Consider the following 21,245-nt stretch of genomic DNA (forward strand, 5'->3'; position numbering starts at 1 on the left):
TCGGCTCAGTTCGCGGTGCCCGGAGCCGGGCACGCGTAGACGGCCAGGAGCCGACGCTCCGGTGTCTTGACGGAGAAGCCCACGCAGAGCTGGAGCTCCGGTGCGGCCCGCACCGCCAACCCCTCGGGCTCGCGGTACTCCAGCTCGGGCGCCACGGTGACCTTGCGGCGGCCCGCGACCTCGCCGGTGCGCACATCGAACGCCGACACGAAGGTGTCGCCCCCGCCCGACGGAGGGTTGGCGCCGTCCTCGTCCGTGTAGCCCTTGCCGGTCAGCTGGTAGATGTGGTTCCCGTGCAGCGCGCACCCCTGGACCCACTCGCCCTCCCGCAGGGCGCCGTCGGCGACGGTGTGCAGCGGTTCGTACCGTCCGTCGAGGAAGTCGTCCGCCCGGTAGACCGCGTAATGGTGCGCCTCGCCGACCCAGTGACTCACCAGGACCCGGCCGTCCACCGGATCGAACGCGGGATGGAGCTGGCGGCTGCCCGGCAGCGGCCGGTGATGCCGCACGGCCGGCGACGAGCTGTCCAGGACGGACCCGTCACGGAAGGGCACCCGGGCGACGGCACGTCCGTAACCGGTCCGCTCGTCCACGTCGGACTCCACCCACAGAGCCACGTCCTCGCCGGAGGACTCCACGCCCATCGAGACCCCGTGGCCGAACCCCCGTAGATACATGTGCCCGACGGCACTCCCCGCGAGGGACAGCACCGAGACGCACAGGTCGCCCGCCATCTTCCGGTCGTGACCGGACACGGGCTCCTCCTCGTCGGGGAGCCGGAGCCCGTCCGCCATCACCTGCAGCGTGTACACCCGGTCGCCCGCGGCGTCGAAGGCGAACGACTGGGGCCCGCTGACGGTGCGCAACGGACTCGGCGGAAGCAGTCCGACCGCCTCCTCCACGGCGAACAGCCCGGCCGTCGCCGGGGGCCGCACACGGTCCTCGCGCCCGCTCACCCAGCTCAGCACGCCGCCCGCCGCGGCGATCGCCGCGCCACCGCCCGCGAGGAGGACCGCCCTGCGGCCGAGGTGATTCCTGGTGTCCGTCATGCGGTGCGTGAACGCCGTCCTGCCCATGGACGGCGGCGACCGTCCACTTCCGGGGCTGCTGGGGGAAGAGATCAGGTCATTCTGTCATCACTCCACCGGGACCGGTCCGGGCAGGCACGGAGGGTACGACCCGTCGCCGGGCCGTACCCTCCGTGTTCCGTCCGTCGTGAGCGTTACGCCGGCACGCTCGCCACGCCCCGCTCCAGGAACGGCTTGCCGTTCACCCGCTGGGAGACGCCCTCACGGTCCAGGTACGGCGTGATGCCGCCCAGGTGGAAGGGCCAGCCCGCACCGGTGATCAGGCAGAGGTCGATGTCCTGGGCCTCGGCGACGACGCCCTCGTCCAGCATCAGGCCGATCTCCTGCGCCACCGCGTCGAGCACACGGTCACGGGTCTGCTCCTCGGTCAGGACGGTGTCGCCCTGCTTGAGGAGGGCCGCGACCTCGGGGTCGAGGACCGGGGCGCCGGAGTCGTAGACGTAGAAGCCGCGCTTGCCGGCCTTGACGACCGCCGCGAGGTTCTCGGAGACCGTGAAGCGCTCCGGGAAGGAGCGGTTCAGGGTCTCGGAGACGTGCAGGCCGATGGCCGGACCGACCAGCTCCAGGAGCACCAGCGGGGACATCGGCAGGCCGAGCGGCTCGACGGCCTTCTCCGCGACCTCGACCGGGGTGCCCTCGTCGATGACGTTCTGGATCTCGCCCATGAAGCGGGTGAGGATGCGGTTGACGACGAACGCCGGGGCGTCCTTCACCAGGACCGCGGTCTTCTTCAGCTTGCGGGCCACACCGAACGCGGTGGCCAGCGAGGCGTCGTCCGTCCGCTCGCCGCGCACGATCTCCAGCAGCGGGAGGATCGCGACCGGGTTGAAGAAGTGGAAGCCGACGACCCGCTCCGGGTTCTTCAGCTTCGACGCCATCTCGGTCACCGACAGCGAGGAGGTGTTGGTGGCGAGGATCGCGTGCGCCGGGGCGACCGCCTCGACCTCCGCGAACACCTGCTGCTTGACGCCGATCTCCTCGAAGACGGCCTCGATGATGAAGTCCGCGTCCGCGAAGCCCTCGGCCTTGTCGAGGACACCGGAGACCAGGCCCTTGAGGCGGTTGGCCTTGTCCTGGTTGATACGGCCCTTGCCGAGCAGCTTCTCGATCTCGGCGTGGACGTAGCCCACACCCTTGTCGACGCGCGCCTGGTCGATGTCCGTGAGGACGACCGGGACCTCCAGGCGGCGCAGGAACAGCAGCGCCAGCTGCGAGGCCATCAGACCCGCGCCCACGACGCCGACCTTGGTGACCGGGCGGGCCAGGTTCTTGTCCGGGGCGCCGGCCGGGCGCTTGGCGCGCTTCTGGACCAGGTTGAAGGCGTAGATGCCGCTGCGCAGCTCGCCGCCCATGATCAGGTCCGCCAGCGCCTGGTCCTCGGCGTCGAAGCCGGCGGACAGGTCGCCGTCCTTCGCCGCCGCGATGATGTCCAGCGCGCGGTACGCGGCCGGGGCCGCACCGTGCACCTTGGAGTCGGCGATGGCCCGGCCGCGGGCGACAGCCGCGTCCCAGCCCTCGCCGCGGTCGATCTCGGGCCGCTCGACGGCGAGCTCGCCCTTGAGGACGGCCGCGGTCCAGATCAGCGACTGCTCCAGGAAGTCCGCGCCCTCGAAGATCGCGTCGGCGATCCCGAGCTCGAAGACCTGCTTGCCCTTGAGCTGGCGGTTCTGGTTGAGCGAGTTCTCGATGATCACCGAGACCGCGCGGTCCGCGCCGATCAGGTTCGGGAGCAGCGCGCAGCCGCCCCAGCCGGGGACCAGGCCGAGGAAGACCTCGGGCAGCGAGAACGCGGGGATGGCGGTGGAGACGGTGCGGTAGGTGCAGTGCAGACCGACCTCGACACCGCCGCCCATGGCCGCGCCGTTGTAGTACGCGAAGGTGGGGACCGCGAGGCCGGAGAGGCGGCGGAAGACGTCGTGGCCGCCCTTGCCGATGGCCAGCGCGTCCTCGTGGCGGCCGAGCAGCTCGACGCCCTTGAGGTCGGCGCCGACGGCGAAGATGAACGGCTTGCCGGTGATGCCGACGCCCGTGATGGTTCCCTCGGACGCCTCCTTCTCGACCTGGTCGATCGCGGCGTTCAGGTTCGCCAGCGACTGCGGTCCGAAGGTGGTCGGCTTGGTGTGGTCCAGGCCGTTGTCCAGCGTGATGAGCGCGAACCGCCCGGCGCCGGACGGCAGGTCCAGGTGGCGTACGTGCGCCTGGGTCACGACCTCGCCGGGGAACAGCTCTGCCGCACCCTTCAGAAGCTCAGTGGTGGAGCTCACTTGTTGCCTCCGTCAGCGTTGAAGTGCGGGTTCTCCCAGACGACGGTCGCGCCCATGCCGAAGCCGACGCACATGGTCGTCAGGCCGTAGCGGACCTCGGGCTGCTCCTCGAACTGCCGGGCCAGCTGCGTCATGAGCCGGACACCGGAGGAGGCCAGCGGGTGGCCGTAGGCGATCGCGCCGCCGTACTGGTTGACGCGGGCGTCGTCGTCGGCGATGCCGTAGTGCTCCAGGAAGGCGAGCACCTGCACGGCGAACGCCTCGTTGATCTCGAAGAGACCGATGTCCTCGATGGAGAGACCGGCCTGGGCGAGCGCCTTCTCGGTCGCCGGGATCGGGCCGTAGCCCATGACCTCCGGCTCGACGCCCGCGAAGGCGTAGGAGACGAGGCGCATCTTCACCGGGAGGCCCAGCTCGTTGGCGACGTCCTCGGCGGCGAGCAGGGAGGCGGTGGCGCCGTCGTTGAGACCCGCGGCGTTACCGGCCGTCACGCGGCCGTGGGCTCGGAACGGGGTCTTCAGACCGGCCAGCGACTCCATGGTGGTGCCCGGGCGCATCGGCTCGTCGGCGGTGACCAGGCCCCAGCCCGTCTCGCCCGCCTCGGCGTTGGTGCGGCGCACCGAGACCGGCACCAGGTCCTGCTGGATCTTGCCGTTGGCGTACGCCTTGGCGGCCTTCTCCTGCGAACGCACCGCGTAGGCGTCGGCGCGGTCCTTGGTGATCGTGGGGTAGCGGTCGTGCAGGTTCTCCGCGGTCATGCCCATGAACAGGGCGGACTCGTCGACCAGCTTCTCCGACACGAAGCGCGGGTTCGGGTCGACGCCCTCGCCCATCGGGTGGCGGCCCATGTGCTCGACGCCACCGGCCACGACGACGTCGTACGCGCCGAAGGCGATGGAACCGGCCGTCGAGGTGACGGCGGTCAGCGCGCCCGCGCACATGCGGTCGATCGAGTAGCCCGGGACGGACTGCGGCAGACCGGCCAGGATTCCGGCGGTACGGCCCAGCGTGAGGCCCTGGTCCCCGATCTGCGTGGTCGCGGCGATGGCGACCTCGTCGATCTTCTTGGGGTCCAGGTCCGGGTTGCGGCGCAGCAGCTCCCGGATGGCCTTCACGACGAGGTCGTCGGCGCGGGTCTCGTGGTAGATGCCCTTGGGGCCCGCTTTGCCGAACGGGGTGCGGACGCCGTCGACGAAGACGACGTCCCGGATGGTACGAGGCACGGTGGCTCTCCTCCAGGGTGCGGGATGGCACTGCTGCGGGGCGCGCCACGGGGGCGCACCGCCTGCCTTCATGCTACTTGCGGGTAACCAGACTGCCCACCCCCCACGGCCGGAGCGTCGAAGGTCACACCGCCCCGGCGCCCGGCAGGGCCCGCCGAAGCCGCCGCGCGATGGAGGAAAGAGCCCGTGAACCTGGCGCGATTTCGACCATCGGTTCGGTCCGCGGGCAGGGTCCGGGAAGCGGAAAACCCCCGGTCGGTGACCGGGGGTGTTCGTTGCGTCACGGGAACGGGGGTGTGTCAGGAGGCGTCCAGCGCCCGCACCAGGAGCGGGGCGACCTGCTGGATCTGCCAGTTCCGCGCCCCGTACCCGGCGAGGGTGTCCTCGACGGCGCCCGGGGTCGGGTTCTTCGGCGGCTCCCAGCAGACCCGGCGCACGGTGTCCGGGGTGATCAGGTTCTCCTGGGGCATGTGGAGGCGCTCGGCCAGCTCGGTGACGGCGGTGCGGGCGGCCGAGAGCCGGGCGGCGGCGGCCGGGTCCTTGTCGGCCCAGGAGCGTGGGGGAGGCGGTCCGGCCGGCTGCTGACCGGGCTGCGGCAGCGCCGTCTCGGGCAGCGCCTTGGCCCGCTCCACGGCCGCCTGCCACTGCTCCAGCTGACGGCGTCCCATGCGGTGGCCGAATCCCGGCAGCGCGGTCAGGGCCTGTACGTCGACCGGCAGCGCGAGCGCGGCCTCGATGATCGCGGCGTCGCCGAGCACCTTGCCCGGGGAGACGTCGCGGCGCTGGGCGACCTGGTCGCGGGCGGTCCACAGCTCCCGGACGACGGCCATCTGACGGCGGCGGCGCACCTTGTGCATGCCCGACGTGCGGCGCCAGGGGTCCTTGCGGGGCGGCGCGGGCGGCGCGGAGGCGATGGCGTCGAACTCCTCCCGGGCCCACTCCAGCTTGCCCTGCCGCTCCAGCTCCTCCTCCAGCTCGTCGCGCAGGTCGATCAGGAGCTCCACGTCGAGCGCGGCGTAGCGCAGCCAGGGCTCGGGCAGCGGGCGGGTGGACCAGTCGACCGCGGAGTGGCCCTTCTCCAGGGCGTATCCGAGGACGTTCTCCACCATCGCGCCGAGGCCGACGCGCGGGAAGCCCGCGAGCCGTCCGGCCAGCTCGGTGTCGAACAGCGAGGTGGGGGTCATGCCTATGTCCCGCAGGCAGGGCAGGTCCTGGGTCGCCGCGTGCAGGATCCACTCCGTGCCCGACAGCGCGGAGCCGAGTCCGGCGAGGTCGGGGCAGCCGACCGGGTCGATCAGGGCGCTGCCGGCACCCTCGCGCCGCAGCTGGACGAGATAGGCGCGCTGGCCGTAGCGGTACCCCGAGGCGCGCTCGGCGTCGACGGCCACCGGGCCGGTGCCCGCGGCGAAGGCCGCGATCACCCCGGCGAGGGCGTCGTCGGACGTCACCACCGGGGGAATGCCCTCGCGCGGTTCGAGCAAGGGGATCGGCGCCGGGGCGACGTCGTCCGGGGGAGCGCCCCCGGTGGTTCGCAGTGAAGTGTCTGCTGCGGTCTCTTGGGCGTCGGTCACGTGTCAAGGGTATCTGTGTATGCACGGAGCCCGTCGACGGAACGTTCCGTCGACGGGCGGCCATGCGCGTATTCCAGCCGGAGGCACATCGGTGCACGTCCCGGCGGGGTGCGGTCAGTGGATGATGCCCGTCCGCAGGGCGACCGCGACCATGCCGGCACGGTCTCCGGTGCCGAGCTTGCGGGCGATGCGGGCGAGGTGGGACTTGACGGTCAGGGCGGAGAGGCCCATCGAGACGCCGATGGCCTTGTTGGACTGGCCTTCGGCGACCAGGCGGAGCACCTCCACCTCACGTCCGGACAGTTCGCGGTAGCCGCCCGGGTGGCTCGGGGAGCCGGGAGGCCTGCGGTGCATACGGGCCGCGTTGGCGCCGATGGGGGCGACGCCGGGGCGGGTGGGGTGGCCGATGTTGGTTCGGGTGCCGGTGACGACGTAGCCCTTCACGCCGCCCGCGAGGGCGTTGCGAACGGCGCCGATGTCGTCGGCGGCGGAGAGGGCGAGACCGTTGGGCCAGCCTGCGGCACGGGTCTCGGACAGCAGGGTCAGCCCGGAACCGTCGGGCAGGTGGACGTCGGCAATGCAGATGTCGCGCGGGTTGCCGACGCGGGGGCGTGCCTCCGCGATGGACGACGCCTCGATGACGTCACGTACTCCGAGGGCCCACAGATGGCGGGTGACGGTGGAACGGACGCGCGGGTCGGCCACGACGACCATGGCCGTCGGCTTGTTCGGGCGGTAGGCGACCAGGCTTGCGGGCTGCTCAAGGAGAACGGACACCAGGCCTCCTGGGGGAGTGGCGGGACGGGCCGGCTCGGGGGATGGAACCGGGGGCGAACCGTGCTTGAAGGGTCATTGACCTCTTCGGCAGCGGACCCGTCCTCCTTTAGGGGAAGATCGCGATTTGATGAGTAACAATTCGGGCAAATAGGACGCGCGATCGATTGTACGAAAAGAGAGCCGGTGCTTGTGCGAAACGGGTGACGGAGTGTTACTAAACCTGCGGCCCGCGCCGTTGCGGCAGCGTCACCACCGCCGCGTCCGCCGGATCCGACGGTGGCAGTCCCGCGATCTGGCACAGCAGATCGCCCCAGGCCATCAGGTGTGCCGCCGTGTCCGGCACACCGCCGCGCGACTCCTTCGGCGTCCAGGAGGCCCGGATCTCGATCTGCGTCGCCGGGCGGCGCGTGGACAGCGCACCGAAGTAGTGCGATCCGGCGCGCGTCACCGTCCCGCCGGCCTCTCCGTAGGACAGGCCCCGCGCGTCCAGCGCACCCGTCAGCCACGACCAGCACACCTCCGGGAGCAGCGGGTCCACCGCCATCTCCGGCTCCAGCTCCGCCCGGACCAGCGTCACCAGCCGGAACGCGCCCTTCCAGGCGTCGTGCCCCGCCGGATCGTGCAGCAGGACCAGTCTGCCGTCCGCGAGATCGTCCTCGCCGTCCACCACCGCCGCCTCCATGGCGTACGCGTGCGGAGCGAGCCGCTGGGGCGGCCTGGTCACCTCCACCTCCAGCTCCGGGCGCAGGCGCGCGGAGCGCAGCGCCTCGACCGCCGCCGCGAACGCGGGCGGCACGGAAGGTCCCTCCGCGCGGTCCTTGCTTTCAACGCCGTCGGAATGATCGGAAAATTGTCCCTGAGCCGGAGCCATGCGGGGAAGAGTAGGCGGAAGCCGGGCCCCGCGCAGGGAGAGACACCCGTGCGGGGCCGGGCTCCTTCGGCACGCGTGCGAAGATTCTGTGCGTGAGTGCCAACGACAGCCCTTCGGGCCAGCAGAAGACGACCTCCGCCAGCCTCGACGCGGTCCGCCACGCCACCCACGACTCGGCGTTCCTGCGGGCCTGCCGCCGCGAACCCGTCTCCCACACGCCGGTCTGGTTCATGCGGCAGGCGGGGCGCTCGCTGCCCGAGTACCTGAAGGTCCGCGAGGGCATCGCGATGCTCGACTCCTGCATGATGCCGGAGCTGGTCGCCGAGATCACCCTGCAGCCCGTACGCCGCCACAAGGTCGACGCCGCGATCTACTTCAGCGACATCGTCGTGCCCCTGAAGGCCATCGGCATCGACCTCGACATCAAGCCCGGCGTCGGCCCCGTCATCGCCGAGCCGATCCGCACCCGCGCCGACCTGGCCCGGCTGCGCGACCTCACCCCCGAGGACGTCCCGTACGTCACCGAGGCCATCGGTATGCTCACCGCCGAGCTGGGCGCCACCCCGCTCATCGGCTTCGCCGGGGCCCCCTTCACGCTGGCCAGCTACCTCGTCGAGGGCGGCCCCTCGCGCAACCACGAGCGCACCAAGGCCATGATGTACGGCGACCCGCAGCTCTGGGCCGACCTCGTCGACCGGCTCGCGGAGATCACCGGCGCCTTCCTCAAGGTGCAGATCGAGGCCGGCGCCTCCGCCGTCCAGCTCTTCGACTCCTGGGTCGGCGCGCTGGCCCCCGCCGACTACCGCCGCGCGGTGCTGCCCGCCTCCGCGAAGGTCTTCGACGCCGTCGCCCCCTACGGCGTCCCCCGCATCCACTTCGGCGTCGGCACCGGCGAGCTGCTGGGCCTGATGGGCGAGGCCGGCGCGGACGTCGTCGGCGTCGACTGGCGGGTCCCGCTGGACGAGGCGGCCCGCCGCGTCGGCCCCGGCAAGGCGCTCCAGGGCAACCTCGACCCGGCGGTGCTGTTCGCGCCGGCCCCGGCCGTCGAGGAGAAGACCCGCGAGGTGCTGGACGCCGCCGCCGGACTGGAGGGCCACATCTTCAACCTGGGCCACGGCGTCATGCCGAACATGGACCCGGACGCGCTCACCCGCCTCGTGGGCTACGTCCACGAGCAGACCGCGCGCTGAGGAGACGGTCGTACGGGGGCCGGACGAAAGAACCGGCCCCCGGCGGCTCTCAGCTCCCCGCGCCCCGCACCGCCGTCACCGTCTTGCGGGCGGCCACCAGCACCGGGTCCCAGACCGGCGAGAACGGCGGGGCGTACCCCAGGTCGAGCGCCGTCATCTGCTCCACCGTCATCCCGGCCGTCAGCGCCACCGCCGCCACGTCCACCCGCTTCGCCGCCCCGTCCCGGCCGACGATCTGCACCCCGAGCAGCCGGCCCGTGCGCAGCTCCGCGATCATCTTCACCGTCATCGGCTTCGCCCCCGGGTAGTAGCCCGCCCGCCCCGTCGACTCGATGGTCGCCGTCACGTAGCGCAGCCCGACCGCCCGGGCGTCCTTCTCCCGCAGCCCGGTCCGGGCGATCTCCAGGTCGCAGACCTTGCTCACCGCCGTACCGACCACGCCGGGGAACGTGCCGTAGCCGCCCCCGACGTTGGAACCGATCACCTGGCCGTGCTTGTTGGCGTGCGTGCCCAGCGCGATGTGCCGGGTGCGGCCCGCCACCAGGTCCAGGACCTCCACGCAGTCGCCGCCCGCCCAGATGGCGTCGTGGCCCGCCACCCGCATCGACAGATCCGTCAGCAGCCCGCCGTGCGGGCCCACCGGCAGTCCCGCCGCGCGCGCCAGCTCCGTCTCCGGCTCCACGCCGATGCCGAGGACCACCACGTCCGCCGGATACGTCCCGGCGTCCGTCGCCACCTCGCTCACCCGGCCGTCCGGACCGGTCAGGATCCTGGTGACGGCCGCCCCGTTGACCGTGGTGATGCCCAGCCCGTCCATCGCGTCGTGGACGAGCCGCCCCATGTCCGGGTCGAGCGTCGCCATCGGCTGCTCGCCCCGGTTGAGGACGGTCACCTCGAAGCCCCGCTTGAGCATCGCCTCGGCCATCTCGACGCCGATGTACCCCGCGCCCACCACGACCGCCCGGCGGCTCTCCGTCGCGCCCAGGGCGTCCAGCGAGTCCAGGAGCGCCTGCCCGTCGTCCAGGGTCTGCACCCCGTGCACCCCGGGCGCGTCCATCCCGGGCAGCGCCGGGCGCACCGGACGGGCCCCGGTGGCGATCACCAGCTTGTCGTAGCCCGTCCAGTACGTCTTCCCGCTCTCCCGGTCCAGCGCCTTCACCCGCCGGCCGGGCACGTCGAGTTCCGTCACCTCGGTCCGCATCCGCAGATCGATGTCCCGCTCCCGGTGCTCCTCGGGGGTGCGGGCGATCAGGTCGTCGCGCGCCTCGACGTCGCCGCTCACCCAGTACGGGATGCCGCACGCGGAGTACGACGTGAAGTGGCCGCGCTCGAAGGCGACGATCTCCAGCGCGTCCGCCGCCTTCAGCCTGCGGGCCTGTGACGCGGCGGACATGCCCGCCGCGTCACCGCCGATGACCACCAGTCGCTCCGCTGCCATGCCGGGTCCCCTTTCGCCGACGCGCCGGTCGGGCGCATCACCAAGTCGGAGCCCCACGCTACGGCGGTCAGGGAGTCGACGTGCCCTCCGCCTCCGGCCGGGGAGCCGCCGGGGCCCCGCGGGCCGCCCGCCGGGCCCGCAGCACCCGCCACACGGACAGCGCCAGCGCCCCGGTGACCAGGAACGGGAACGCGGCCCCGAACGCCACCGCGATCCACCGCAGCATCGTCACGAACGCGTCCCAGCCGCCGCCCAACGCGTCCAGGAACCCGGTGTCCTCCTCCCGCCCGTCGTCGTCCGGGGCGTCCGGCGGCGTCAGGTCCAGGGTGATCGTCGCCAGCGAGGTGCGGTCCTTCAGGCTCGACTGCTGGGCGAGCAGTGACTCCAGGTCCGCCTGACGGCTGCTCAGCTCGCCCTCCAGGGCGACCACGTCGCTGATCCTCTCGGCCCGGTCCATCAGCTCCCGCACCCGCGCCACACTCGCGCGCTGCGTCGCGATCCGGCTGTCCACGTCGACCACCTGGTCGGTGACGTCCTTCGCGTTCGAGGTGCGCGACAGCAGCTTCCCGGAGCCGGACAGCTCCCGCAGCACCTCCTGGAACCGGTCCTGCGGCACCCGCAGTACCAGGTGCGAGGTCTCGTAGGTGTCGTCGAGCCGCTCGGTGTTCTCCGTCGCCACCAGGCCGCCCGCGCCCTCCGCGACACCGCGCGCGGCGGCGACCGCCTTCGGCACGCTCCTCACCTCGACGGAGAGCGTGGCCGTGCGGATGACGTGGGTGGCCGCCGCGCCCGGCTTCGGCGCCGCCTTCGCCCCGGACGGTTTCCCGTCCGCCCGCTTCTCGGCCGACGACGCGGCCCCGTCCGCGTCCGCGGCGGCGCCCTCCTGCTCCCCGGGCGGCGCGTACTTGCTGTCCGCCGCCTTCGCGCCGTCCGACGCGTCGGACGGCGCCCCGCAGCCGCCGACGGCGAGCAGGAGGCCGAGCACCCCGGCGACGAGCGCGGCTCGCCCGCGGGCGAAGGATCGATCGGTTCTGCTGTCCCATTCCATAACGGGTCCCCCCAGGACGGTGGTTGATGATGCCGGTTCGACGCGCCCGCTCCGGGACCGGTTGCCGGTGGGCGGTTTCGAAGTGGTCACGGTCAGGACGCGGAACGGGTTTGAGAGAGTGGACCCATGCAGCGTTCTCAACAGCGTGCGGAAACGCCCCCGGGCCACGTCGTCGTCATCGGCGGCGGCATCGCCGGCCTGGCGGCCGCCCACCGCCTGGTCGCCACCGGACTGCGGGTCACCCTCCTGGAGGCGACGGACCGGCTCGGCGGGAAGCTCATGACCGGCGAGGTCGCGGGCGTCCAGGTCGACCTGGGGGCCGAGTCGATGCTCGCCCGGCGCCCCGAGGCCGTCGCCCTGGCCCGCGAGGTGGGCCTCGCCGACCGCCTCCAGCCGCCCGCCACCGCCACCGCCTCGCTGTGGACGCGCGACGCGCTGCGCCCCATGCCCCAGGGGCACGTCATGGGCGTCCCCGGCGACCCGGCGGCGCTCGGCGAGGTGCTGTCACCCGAGGGCCTGGCCCGGATCTCCGAGGAGCGCGACCTCACCCCGACCCCCGTCGGAGACGACGTCGCGGTCGGCGCGTACGTCGCCGACCGGCTCGGCCGCGAGGTCGTGGACCGGCTGGTGGAGCCCCTCCTCGGCGGGGTCTACGCGGGCGACGCCTACCGGATCTCGATGCGCGCCGCCGTCCCCCAGCTCTTCGAGGCGGTGAAGGAGGGCGGGCCGCTGCTGGAGGGCGTACGCCGCATCCAGGAGCGGGCCGCCGCCCGGCAGCCGACCGGACCCGTCTTCCAGGGCATCGAGGGCGGCATCGGCACCCTCCCGGCCGCCGTCGCGGACGCCGTACGGGCCGGTGGCGGCGAGATCCTCACCGAGACCCCCGTCCTGGGCCTGACCCGGAGGGAAACGGGCTGGGCCGTCCGCACCGACACCCGGACGATCGCCGCCGACGGCATCGTCCTGGCCACCCCCGCCTGGTCCGCCGGCACCCTGCTGGCCGCCGAGTCCCCGGCCGCCTCCGCCGAGCTGTCCGGCGTCGAGTACGCCTCGATGGCCCTGGTCACCCTCGCCTTCCGACGGGCCGACATCGAGCGGTACGAGGCCCTGCGCGGCCGCTCCGGCTTCCTCGTACCGCCGGTCGACGGGCACACGATCAAGGCGTCCACCTTCTCCAGCAACAAATGGCAGTGGGTCGCGGACAGCGCCCCCGACCTCTTCGTGCTCCGCACCTCCGTCGGCAGGTACGGCGAGGAGGACCATCTGCACCGCGAGGACGAGGAGCTCGTCGCCGTCTCCCTGCGCGATCTCGCCGCGGCCACCGGGCTCACCGCCCGGCCCGTGGACTCCGAGGTCACCCGCTGGATCGGCGGCCTGCCGCAGTACCCGGTGGGCCACCTCGCCCGGGTCGCCCGCATCCGCGACGAGGTCGCCAAGCTGCCCGCGCTGCGGGTCTGCGGCGCGGTCTACGACGGGGTCGGCATCCCGGCCTGCGTCGCGAGCGCGCGCCGGGCGGCCGACGAGATCGTCCGGGAGATCACGGGGCAGGCCGCGGGGGAGATCGGGGAAGAGATCACGGGAGAGATCATCGCCACGTCGACCCTGGTTCGGGGCACGGGGAGCGAGGCGGGACAATAGCCGTATGAGTGCTCCTGAGACTGTGACATCAAGCAAGAGTCCGAACGCCGGCAAGAAGGCCAAGGACCTCAACGAGGTCATCCGCTACACCCTGTGGTCGGTCTTCAAACTGCGCGACGTGCTCCCGCTGGACCGCGCGGGATACGCCGACGAGGTCCAGGAGCTGTTCGACCAGCTCGCGGCCAAGGACATCACCGTCCGCGGCACCTACGACGTGTCCGGGCTGCGGGCCGACGCCGACCTCATGATCTGGTGGCACGCCGAGACCTCGGACGAGCTCCAGGAGGCGTACAACCTCTTCAGGCGCACCAGGCTCGGCCGCGCCCTCGACCCGGTCTGGTCGAACATGGCGCTGCACCGACCGGCCGAGTTCAACAAGTCCCACGTCCCGGCGTTCCTCGCCGACGAGACGCCGCGCGACTACATCAGCGTCTACCCCTTCGTCCGGTCCTACGACTGGTACCTGCTGCCCGACGAGGACCGCCGCCGCATGCTCGCGGACCACGGCAAGATGGCCCGGGGCTACCCGGACGTCCGCGCCAACACCGTCGCCTCGTTCTCGCTGGGCGACTACGAGTGGGTCCTCGCCTTCGAGGCGGACGAGCTGTACCGCATCGTCGACCTGATGCGTCACCTGCGCGCCTCCGAGGCACGTCTCCACGTGCGCGAGGAGGTCCCGTTCTACACGGGCCGCAGGAAGAGCGTCGCAGACCTGGTGGCCGGGCTCGCATAACCAGCGAGTCCCGCACCACCCCAACCCGGAAGATCAGAAGGGCGGGCACCAGGCACCGATCGTGCCGCCCGGCCTTCCAGCGACACCGGGTTCGGCTTCGGGGGCCGTCGCACCGTCCGGTGCGGCGGCCCCCGCTCCGTGCCGCCCGCCGGAGGGTCAGTCCAGCGACACCGGGTTCGGCTCCGGGTGCGCGGCGCAGTCCGCACCCCGCCCCGGCACCTCACCGGTCAGCAGATACCGGCGCAGATGATCGTCGACACAGGTGTTCCCGGCCCCGCCGATGCCGTGCGTCCCGGCGTCCCGCTCGGTCACCAGCGACGACCCGGGCAGCCGCCTCCGCAGCTCCAGCGCCCCCTGGTACGGGGTCGCCGCGTCCCGCTCCGCCGCCAGGATCAGCACGGGCGGCAGTTCGCCCCACCGCGTCCCGACCTCCAGCGGCCGCTGCCTCGGCGCGGGCCAGAAGGCGCACGGCAGGTTCGCGAAGGCGTTGTCCCACGTCTCGAACGGTGCGACGCGCGCCAGGTCCGTGTGGTCGCGGTCCCACACCTCGAAGTCCTCGGGCCAGGGCGCGTCGTTGCACTCGACGGCCGTGTACACCGCCTGGGCGTTCTCGTTGTCCGGCGCCGCCACCGCACGCGGGGAGGCCTGCGAGACCAGCGGCTCCGGGTTGCCCCGGACGTACTCGGAGAGCGCCGTCGCCCGCATCGCCCAGTAGTCGTCGTAGTAGCCGGCCGCCAGGAACGCCGAGTGCAGCTGCCCCGGCCCGACCTTCCCGCCCGCGGGCTTCCTGGCCAGCTCGGCGCGCACCTCGTCGTAGTGCTTCCGCACCGCCTCCGGGGTGGTCCCCAGGTGGTACACGTCGTCGTGCTTGGCCACCCAGCGGCGGAAGTCCTCCCAACGCGCCTCGAAGGCCAGCGACTGGCCCATGTTGGAGCGGTACCAGATCTGCTCCGGGTCCGGGTCGACCACCGAGTCGAAGACCATCCGCCGTACGTGGGAGGGGAACAGCGTCGCGTACAGCGCGCCGAAGTACGTCCCGTAGGACGCCCCCATGAACGTCAGCCGCTCCTCGCCGAGCGCGGCCCGCAGGACGTCCAGGTCACGGGCGTTGTTCAGCGACGTGTAGTGCCGCAGCGTCTCGCCCGCGTGCTCGGCGCAGCCCTGTGCGTACGCCTTCGCGCGGGCGACGCGCCGCTCCTTGTCCTCCCGCGTCGGGTGCGTCGGCGCGTCGGTCGGGCCCTTCGTGTACGCCGCCGGGTCCTGGCATGTCAGCGGGGCGGAGGAGCCGTTCACCCCGCGCGGGGCGTAGCCGACCAGGTCGTACGCCTCGGCGATCTCCTTCCACTCCGGCAGCTCCCCGGCCATCGGGAAGGTGATGCTGGAGGCGCCGGGACCGCCCGGGTTGTAGACGAGCGCGCCCTGCCGGCTCTCCGCCGGGCCGGTGGCCCCGGTGCGGCTGACGGTCAGTTCGAGCTGTTTCCCGTCCGGGTCGGCGTAGTCGAGGGGCACCTTCACCGTGCCGCACTTCAGGGAGTCCGGGAGCATCTCCTTCTCCGGGCAGGAGCCGAAATCGATCCCGGCGGCCGTGGCGCGGGCGGCGGCGATCGCGGTGCCCCGGGCCTCGGCGGGGCCCCGGCCCTCCCAGGCCCCGGCGGGAGCGGCGGCCAGGGCGGACAGGACCAGGGAGCCGATCGATGTGTACAGCGCAGCAGTTCTCACGCGCGGGCCCTCTCTGCGGATGCGGAGAGGGATGGTCGGGCGGGCGGGGACGCGATGTCCAGCACCGCCCGGCCATGTCCGGTTCCGTGACTCCGATGGGCGGTCGGCTTCCGCGGCACGGGGCCCGGTTCAGGAGCCGCCCCCGCCGCAGCTCGATCCGCCCGAACCGCCACCGCAACCGGAACCTCCCGAGCCGGAGCTGCCGCAGCTCGATCCGCTGCTCCCCCCGCAGCCGGATCCCGAGGAACATCCGGAGCCGCCTCCGCCGCTCGGTCCGGAGCCGCCTCCGCTGGACTCCCCGCAGCTGGATCCGCCGGGACCGGAGGCGGCACACCAGACCGTCGTCACGCCGACGGCGGTGACGCCCGCCGTCGTGCCGTCGGCGACGTACGCGGAGGACCGCCCGCGCGGAGCGCTCAGCCGTGCCGCTGCCATCAGCTGCGCCTGGAACACCGGGTCCGGCAGGGCGCGGAGCCCCAGCGTGGCGACCAGATGGGCGGGCGTCGCCACATGGGCGTAGGCGGTGCGGAACGCCAGGGCGGCATGCCGGCCCGACTTCGTGATGCGGCTCGCGGAGGAGGCCGCGACGATCAGCCCGCTGAACGCGCCGATCAGGATCGCGGGCAGCATCTTCACGATGAACGGGACGGCGAAGTCCAGTGAGTCGTCCACGGCGTACTGCACGAACGTGAGCACCAGGCTCAACGGCAGCGCGACGAGGCACGCCACCCCTTGGACCAGCCCCCACCGCCGCAGCGGCCGGATCCGGTGGGGCGGCACCAGCAGGCCGCGAGCCGCGAGCCCGTCGCCGGTCTCCTGGACCGCGGGGTGCCGCATCACCGCTTCCCGCAGGCCGTGCAGGGCGCCGTTCGGGGCGGCGGCCAGCTCCTGGAACACCGCGCGTTCCACCGGGTCGTCCGCCTGCACCCGCCGGGCGGCGACGATGCCGGGCCCGCCGACGACCAGCCGGCCATCCGCGTGCAGGGCCGTCAGGGCGGTGTCCACGACCCTGGCCGGACCGCCGTTCAGGAACGCCACCTCGTACAGGTCGTGAAGGGCGACGCCGGGGCCCGCGGAGGGGCGGCGGGAGCGCTCGGCCACCGCCCTGGCGACGAGCAGCACGGAGGAGACGACGACCCCGAGGGTCGCCAGCAGAGCGAGAGTGTTCACGGCGGTCACTTCCCCACGAGGGCGGCACGGGCCGCCCGGACCAGACGGGTGGTACGACGCGGAGGACGGGCGCCCGACCGGTCCTGCCACCAGTACGTCAGCCGGCGCCGCTCCACCGGATCGGCGGGACCGCCCGTGACGAGCACGTGCTCCGCGAAGTCCAGGGCGTCGCGCCGGTACCCGCCGGACATCGGGCGGCCCCCGGCGTACGCGAGGAACGCGGCGCGGTAGCCGTCGCCGAGGATCTCCGGCAGCTCCGGCGCCACCTTGGCGACGACGTCCGCGCGCTTGGCGGCCAGCGCCCGGCCCTGCACCCGCAACCGCCGGTGGTCGAAGCCCTCGGGGGCCGGCGTTCCCGCCACCAGCGCGGAGAGCAGCGCGGTCTGCGCGACGGCGGTACGGTCGCGGGTTCCGGCCGGCACGGGGGCGGCGGGCGGAGGGCCCTCGCCCCGTACAGCGGGGCGCGGGCCCTCGGCCGGAGCCGGGGGAGCCGCCCGCCGCAGCGTCGCCCGGATCGCCTCCAGTTCGCCCGCCAGCTCCGCGGCCGGCGGGAAGGCGTCGTCGCGCTCCAGCAGCACGCCCGGCGGGTCGACCCGGGAGCGCAGCTCGGTCAGCACCTCAAGGACCGGAGCGGTCACCGGGTGGGCGTGCGTGTCGTGCCAGACGCCGTTCCGCTCGACGCCGCCCGCCACATGGACGTACGCGATGGCCTCCACGGGCAGCTCGTCCAGCGCCTTCGCCGGGTCCTGGCCGAGATTGACGTGGTTGGTGTGCAGGTTGGCCACGTCGATCAGCAGCCGCACCCCGGTCCGCTCGACCAGCTCCGCCAGGAACTGCCCCTCGGTCAGCTCCTCGTCCGGCCAGGTGATCAGCGCCGCGATGTTCTCCAGGGCGAGCGGCACGGGCAGCGAGTCCTGTGCGATCCGCACGTTCTCGCACAGCACGTCCAGGGCGTCCCAGGTGCGCGGCACCGGCAGCAGATGGCCCGCCTCCAGCCTCGGCGACGCGGTCAGCGGCCCACCGGCCCGTACGAACGCGATGTGCTCGGTCACCAGCGGCGTCCCCAGCAGCTCGGCGCGCGCCGCGAGCGAGGCCAGGCGTACCGGGTCCGGGCGGTCGGCGCCGCCGAGCCCGAGCGCCACCCCGTGCGGCACCACCCGCACGCCGCGCTCGCGGAGCCGGAGCAGGGAGTCCGGGAGATGGCCGTCGCAGAGGTTCTCCGCGACGGCCTCGACCCAGTCGATCCCCGCCAGCGCCTCCACCTCGTCCGCGATCTCCGGCCGCCAGCCGATACCGATGCCCAGTTCCATGGTGTCTCCCCCGTCCCCCCGGCTCACCTCGTTCTGTGCAGGGGTCATGGCCCCGTCAGGCGGCGATGAACCCGACCGGGGGGACGTTCAGAGCTGGATTTGAGGTTCCCGGACCGCCGCGCCCGTCGGGCACCGGCCTCATCGTGGGCGGTCCGCAGGACAGGGGCGTCCTCCCGCTCGCCCCCGTCTACGCGGCCGGGGCCAGCGCTGCGGCCAGTTCCTCCAGGCCGTCCGCCCGCCAGTCGAAGGCGTCGGTCTCCTTCGGGGGGTCGCCGCCCGGGCGGTGGACGTAGGCCGTGCGCATGCCCACCGCCTGGGCTCCCCGGAGGTCCCAGGCATGGGCGGCGATCATCACCACGCGCTCCGGAGGGCAGCCCGCGGCGTCGAGGGCGAGCTGGTAGACCTCCTTCGCGGGCTTGAAGGCCCGGGCGTCCTCGGCGGAGAGCGCCTGGTGCCACCGCAGGCCGGTATGGGCGTTGAGGCGGAGCAGGGTCGCGCGGCTGGCATGGCTGAGACCCATGACGGGGAACAGCCGCGCCAGACCGGCGAGTCCGGCGCGGGAGTCCTCCCAGGGGTCGAGGCGCTGACTGGCCGTCGCCAGGCGCCGGACGGCGGCGGGGTCGGTGAGTCCGGCGCGTTCGGCCACCCGTGCCGCGGCCTCGCGGTCGAGGGCGGCGGAGTCCGCGTAGGGCCGTTCGCCGTCCTCGATGCGCCGCTGCTCGCGCTCGACGTGCTCCTCCCACACGGCGAGCAGCCGGTCGGCCGACGTCGCGTCGGAGGCGGGTACCGCGGCGCGGATCGCGGCCCGCAGCCCGCCGGGCTGGTCGACCATCGTGCCGAGGACGTCGAAGACGGCGACCTCGATCCCGTGTGTCCGGGGCATCCGCTCTCCCCTTCCCGTGTCCGGGCGCCGCACCACGCGAGCGCCATCACCCGGCACAGGCTGGCCCCCGGGCCGGTGCGGGGTCCCGATTGGGCCGATCGGCGGCATGTCCCCGGGGCGCCTGCCCGGCCGGCGGAGGCGGTCGCGGCGCGGGCCGGGGTACCCTCGGACGCGATCGCGCCGACCGGGGCCGGGGCCCTCCGGAAGCTATCCTCTGTATACCGCTGGGTGTACCGTTCGATGAGTGACCATCAGCAGCGAAACCACCGGCAGAAGGACAAAGCGCCGCGGCAACCAGCATCTGACGCCGGCCGGCGTGAAGGTCCTCGAGACCGCCTCACGGCTCTTCTACGATCTGGGCATACGGGCTGTCGGCGTGGAAGCGATCGCGGAGCAGGCGGGCGTCACGAAGAAGACGCTCTACGACTGCTTCGGTTCCAAGGAAGACCTCATCGTCGCCTACCTGCGGGCCCGTGACGGACTGTGGCGTTCCACGCTGGTGAAGCACGTCAACGGTCAGGAGGGGCCCGCGGGGGAGCGGATCCTGGCCACCTTCACCGCCCTGCGCGACTGGATGAACGAGCGGAACCGGCGGGGCTGCGCCTTCATCAACGCGTCCGTGGAGCTCCCGGACGACCACCCGGGCCGGGAGGTCGCCCGGGATCAGAAGACCTGGTTCCTCGCCTATCTGGAGGACCTCGCGAAGGAGGGCAACGCCCAGGCGCCCGCCGAGCTGGCCGCCCAGGTGCTGATCCTCCACGAGGGAGCTTCCATCGCCGGCTCCATGGAGTCGGTGGACCGGGCCGTGCAGCGCGCCGAGCAGGTGGCCGCGATCCTCGTCGAGAGGTCGCTCACCGCGTGACGCGCGGGCGGGGGAGCGGAGAGGCCTCAGGCGACGAGGGCTGTGTCCGCCGCCTGCCGGCCCGGCTTCGCGGAGTCGCCGTCCAGCTGTCGTGACAGGTCCGCCGCATACGCGCGCAACAGGTCGTGCATGAGGTAGTGGCGCTCGTCCTGCCGCCGGATCAGGTGCGCGCTCGCTAGGCCGCGCAGCAGCCGTACCGCCTCGTCCTGACTGACGCCCGCCGTCGCCGCGGAGGCGGCGGCGTCGATCACCTGGCCGGGGAGCACCCCGAGCAGCCGGAACATCCGGGCGCTCTGCTCGTCGAGGGCCCGGTAGGACGTGTCGAACGAGTTGCGGAGCACCACGTCCCCCTCGGCGAGGTTCAGCCGGGCATTGTCCAACTCCAGTTCCGTGGCGAGCTGGTCCGCGCTGCGGTGCTGGCAGCTCACGATGTGCTCGGCCGCCAGCACCAGGGCCAGGGGAAGCCGGCCGCACCGTTCGGCCAGGACCGCCACCGCCGCGGGGTCGGCGTCCGCACGGGCGTCGCCGATCATCGCGCGGAGCAGCATCGCGGCCTCCGGCCGGCCCAGCTCCGCCAGGGGTACGGTGACGGCGTCCACCCGGGACAGCAGCCCGGGCAGGCGCGAGCGGCTGGTCACCACGACGGCGCAGCCCGCGGAACCGGGCAGCAGGTGGTGGACCTGCTGCGCGTCGGCGGCGTTGTCCAGCACCAGGAGCATCTCGCGGCCGTGCAGGTAGGAGCGGAAGGTGGCCGCGCGCTGGTCCAGGTCCGCCGGCATGTTGTCGCCCGGCACGCCCACCGCGCGGAGCAGGTGCTCCAGGACGTCGAACGGGTCGGCCGCCGTCCCCGGCTCGGGGCCTTCGAGGTCGACGAACAGCTGCCCGTCGGCGAAGCGGCCGTCGCTGACCGCCTGGTGGGCCCACTGCACCGCCAGGGCGGTCTTCCCCACCCCCGGCGGCCCGTTGATCACCGCGACCGGCACGGCGAGGGACTGGCCGGCGTCCTGCAATCGGCGGGTCAGCTGGTTCAGGCACTCCCGGCGGCCGGTGAAGCAGCGCTTGGCCGAGGGGAGTTGGGCCGGGTGCACCCGGCCCGGCCGCTGACGGGCGGTCGCTTCCAGGGCCGTGGCGATGGAGGTGAAGGTACTTCCGGCGTTCAGCGCCCGGTCGCAGGCCTCCGCGAAGGCCACCGAAGGCGTCCGCTTGTGGGTCTCGACCTTGCTGATGTGCCCCCGGTTGAAGTGCACCTGGGTGGCGAGCTGGGCGAGCGAGAACCCGTGCCGCTCGCGGTGGGCGCGGAGCAGTTCGCCGAACGTCCCCGGGCCGCCGCCGGTGTCGGGCGGGGAGCCCGAGTCGCTGTGGGCGGGCCGGGTCACTGCTGTGCTGTGCAATGAATTCCGTAGCACTGCGAATCCCCTAAAGTCGCACACGTTGTCTGCGCCTCGGATCTCACGGGCGGC

The 21,245-nt window shown here is 73.1% G+C and carries 17 protein-coding genes; 4 read left to right on the forward strand and 13 right to left on the reverse strand.

What is annotated here, in order from left to right:
* Positions 1-5: 5 nt before the first annotated feature.
* The 6 genes from OG245_RS30905 to OG245_RS30930 all read right to left on the reverse strand — a co-directional run bounded on the left by OG245_RS30905 (position 6) and on the right by OG245_RS30930 (position 7,794).
* Positions 6-1,049, reverse strand: coding sequence for a signaling protein (locus tag OG245_RS30905; RefSeq protein ID WP_371626629.1), 1,044 nt, complete (start codon positions 1,047-1,049; stop codon positions 6-8).
* A 173-nt stretch (positions 1,050-1,222) separates the two neighbouring features.
* On the reverse strand, positions 1,223-3,352 hold the full coding sequence (locus OG245_RS30910) for a 3-hydroxyacyl-CoA dehydrogenase NAD-binding domain-containing protein (protein ID WP_371626630.1): 2,130 nt from the start codon (positions 3,350-3,352) through the stop codon (positions 1,223-1,225).
* Positions 3,349-4,575, reverse strand: a complete 1,227-nt coding sequence (locus tag OG245_RS30915; RefSeq protein WP_371626631.1) for an acetyl-CoA C-acyltransferase — start codon at positions 4,573-4,575, stop codon at positions 3,349-3,351. The genes OG245_RS30910 and OG245_RS30915 overlap by 4 nt, the downstream gene beginning before the upstream one ends.
* Positions 4,576-4,874: 299 nt before the next feature.
* Positions 4,875-6,146, reverse strand: coding sequence for an HRDC domain-containing protein (locus OG245_RS30920; protein ID WP_371626632.1), 1,272 nt, complete (start codon positions 6,144-6,146; stop codon positions 4,875-4,877).
* A gap of 114 nt (positions 6,147-6,260) precedes the next feature.
* Positions 6,261-6,923 (reverse strand): response regulator transcription factor, encoded by a 663-nt coding sequence (locus tag OG245_RS30925; protein WP_003965521.1) that lies wholly within the window; start codon positions 6,921-6,923, stop codon positions 6,261-6,263.
* 214 nt (positions 6,924-7,137) lie between these two features.
* Positions 7,138-7,794, reverse strand: a complete 657-nt coding sequence (locus OG245_RS30930) for a DUF3000 domain-containing protein (RefSeq protein WP_371626633.1) — start codon at positions 7,792-7,794, stop codon at positions 7,138-7,140.
* 92 nt (positions 7,795-7,886) lie between these two features.
* Here OG245_RS30930 and hemE point away from each other — a divergent pair, with 92 nt between their 5' ends.
* A complete protein-coding gene (gene hemE, locus OG245_RS30935) occupies positions 7,887-8,984 on the forward strand; it encodes a uroporphyrinogen decarboxylase (RefSeq protein WP_371626634.1) in 1,098 nt (365 codons plus the stop codon).
* A 49-nt stretch (positions 8,985-9,033) separates the two neighbouring features.
* Here the strand turns inward: hemE and OG245_RS30940 are convergent, their stop codons facing one another.
* Together OG245_RS30940 and OG245_RS30945 are read right to left on the reverse strand one after the other, a co-directional pair.
* Complete coding sequence (locus tag OG245_RS30940; protein ID WP_371626635.1) at positions 9,034-10,422, reverse strand: FAD-dependent oxidoreductase; 1,389 nt, start codon at positions 10,420-10,422, stop codon at positions 9,034-9,036.
* A 67-nt stretch (positions 10,423-10,489) separates the two neighbouring features.
* A complete protein-coding gene (locus OG245_RS30945; protein ID WP_371626636.1) occupies positions 10,490-11,470 on the reverse strand; it encodes a DUF4349 domain-containing protein in 981 nt (326 codons plus the stop codon).
* Positions 11,471-11,596: 126 nt separating this feature from the next.
* On the opposite strand from OG245_RS30945, the gene hemG reads away from it, so the two are divergent.
* A complete protein-coding gene (hemG, locus tag OG245_RS30950) occupies positions 11,597-13,108 on the forward strand; it encodes a protoporphyrinogen oxidase (RefSeq protein ID WP_371626637.1) in 1,512 nt (503 codons plus the stop codon).
* Positions 13,109-13,112: 4 nt separating this feature from the next.
* Positions 13,113-13,841, forward strand: a complete 729-nt coding sequence (hemQ, locus tag OG245_RS30955) for a hydrogen peroxide-dependent heme synthase (RefSeq protein ID WP_371626638.1) — start codon at positions 13,113-13,115, stop codon at positions 13,839-13,841.
* A 156-nt stretch (positions 13,842-13,997) separates the two neighbouring features.
* Here hemQ and OG245_RS30960 read toward each other — a convergent pair whose 3' ends face one another.
* The 4 genes from OG245_RS30960 to OG245_RS30975 form a co-directional block, all read right to left on the reverse strand.
* Positions 13,998-15,560 (reverse strand): alpha/beta hydrolase, encoded by a 1,563-nt coding sequence (locus tag OG245_RS30960; protein WP_371626639.1) that lies wholly within the window; start codon positions 15,558-15,560, stop codon positions 13,998-14,000.
* A 129-nt stretch (positions 15,561-15,689) separates the two neighbouring features.
* Positions 15,690-16,730, reverse strand: coding sequence for a TIGR04222 domain-containing membrane protein (locus OG245_RS30965; RefSeq protein WP_371626640.1), 1,041 nt, complete (start codon positions 16,728-16,730; stop codon positions 15,690-15,692).
* Between the two features lie 5 nt (positions 16,731-16,735).
* Positions 16,736-18,040, reverse strand: a complete 1,305-nt coding sequence (locus OG245_RS30970) for a DUF692 domain-containing protein (protein WP_371626641.1) — start codon at positions 18,038-18,040, stop codon at positions 16,736-16,738.
* Between the two features lie 187 nt (positions 18,041-18,227).
* Positions 18,228-18,923, reverse strand: a complete 696-nt coding sequence (locus OG245_RS30975) for a haloacid dehalogenase type II (protein ID WP_371626642.1) — start codon at positions 18,921-18,923, stop codon at positions 18,228-18,230.
* 244 nt (positions 18,924-19,167) lie between these two features.
* Here OG245_RS30975 and OG245_RS30980 point away from each other — a divergent pair, with 244 nt between their 5' ends.
* Positions 19,168-19,785 (forward strand): TetR/AcrR family transcriptional regulator, encoded by a 618-nt coding sequence (locus OG245_RS30980; RefSeq protein ID WP_371626643.1) that lies wholly within the window; start codon positions 19,168-19,170, stop codon positions 19,783-19,785.
* A 26-nt stretch (positions 19,786-19,811) separates the two neighbouring features.
* On the opposite strand, the gene OG245_RS30985 is transcribed toward OG245_RS30980, so the two are convergent.
* On the reverse strand, positions 19,812-21,176 hold the full coding sequence (locus OG245_RS30985; protein WP_371626644.1) for a helix-turn-helix domain-containing protein: 1,365 nt from the start codon (positions 21,174-21,176) through the stop codon (positions 19,812-19,814).
* Between the last annotated feature and the right edge of the window lie 69 nt (positions 21,177-21,245).

Source organism: Streptomyces sp. NBC_01116, assembly GCF_041435495.1.
GTDB lineage: Bacteria > Actinomycetota > Actinomycetes > Streptomycetales > Streptomycetaceae > Streptomyces.

Bases quoted from the DNA above. Each gene is read 5' to 3' on its own strand.
- OG245_RS30905 (WP_371626629.1), bottom strand. From the start codon at position 1,049: ATGACGGACACCAGGAATCACCTCGGCCGCAGGGCGGTCCTCCTCGCG.
- OG245_RS30930 (WP_371626633.1), bottom strand. From the start codon at position 7,794: ATGGCTCCGGCTCAGGGACAATTTTCCGATCATTCCGACGGCGTTGAA.
- OG245_RS30940 (WP_371626635.1), bottom strand. From the start codon at position 10,422: ATGGCAGCGGAGCGACTGGTGGTCATCGGCGGTGACGCGGCGGGCATG.
- OG245_RS30945 (WP_371626636.1), bottom strand. From the start codon at position 11,470: ATGGAATGGGACAGCAGAACCGATCGATCCTTCGCCCGCGGGCGAGCC.
- hemG (WP_371626637.1), top strand. From the start codon at position 11,597: ATGCAGCGTTCTCAACAGCGTGCGGAAACGCCCCCGGGCCACGTCGTC.
- hemQ (WP_371626638.1), top strand. From the start codon at position 13,113: ATGAGTGCTCCTGAGACTGTGACATCAAGCAAGAGTCCGAACGCCGGC.
- OG245_RS30970 (WP_371626641.1), bottom strand. From the start codon at position 18,040: ATGGAACTGGGCATCGGTATCGGCTGGCGGCCGGAGATCGCGGACGAG.
- OG245_RS30975 (WP_371626642.1), bottom strand. From the start codon at position 18,923: ATGCCCCGGACACACGGGATCGAGGTCGCCGTCTTCGACGTCCTCGGC.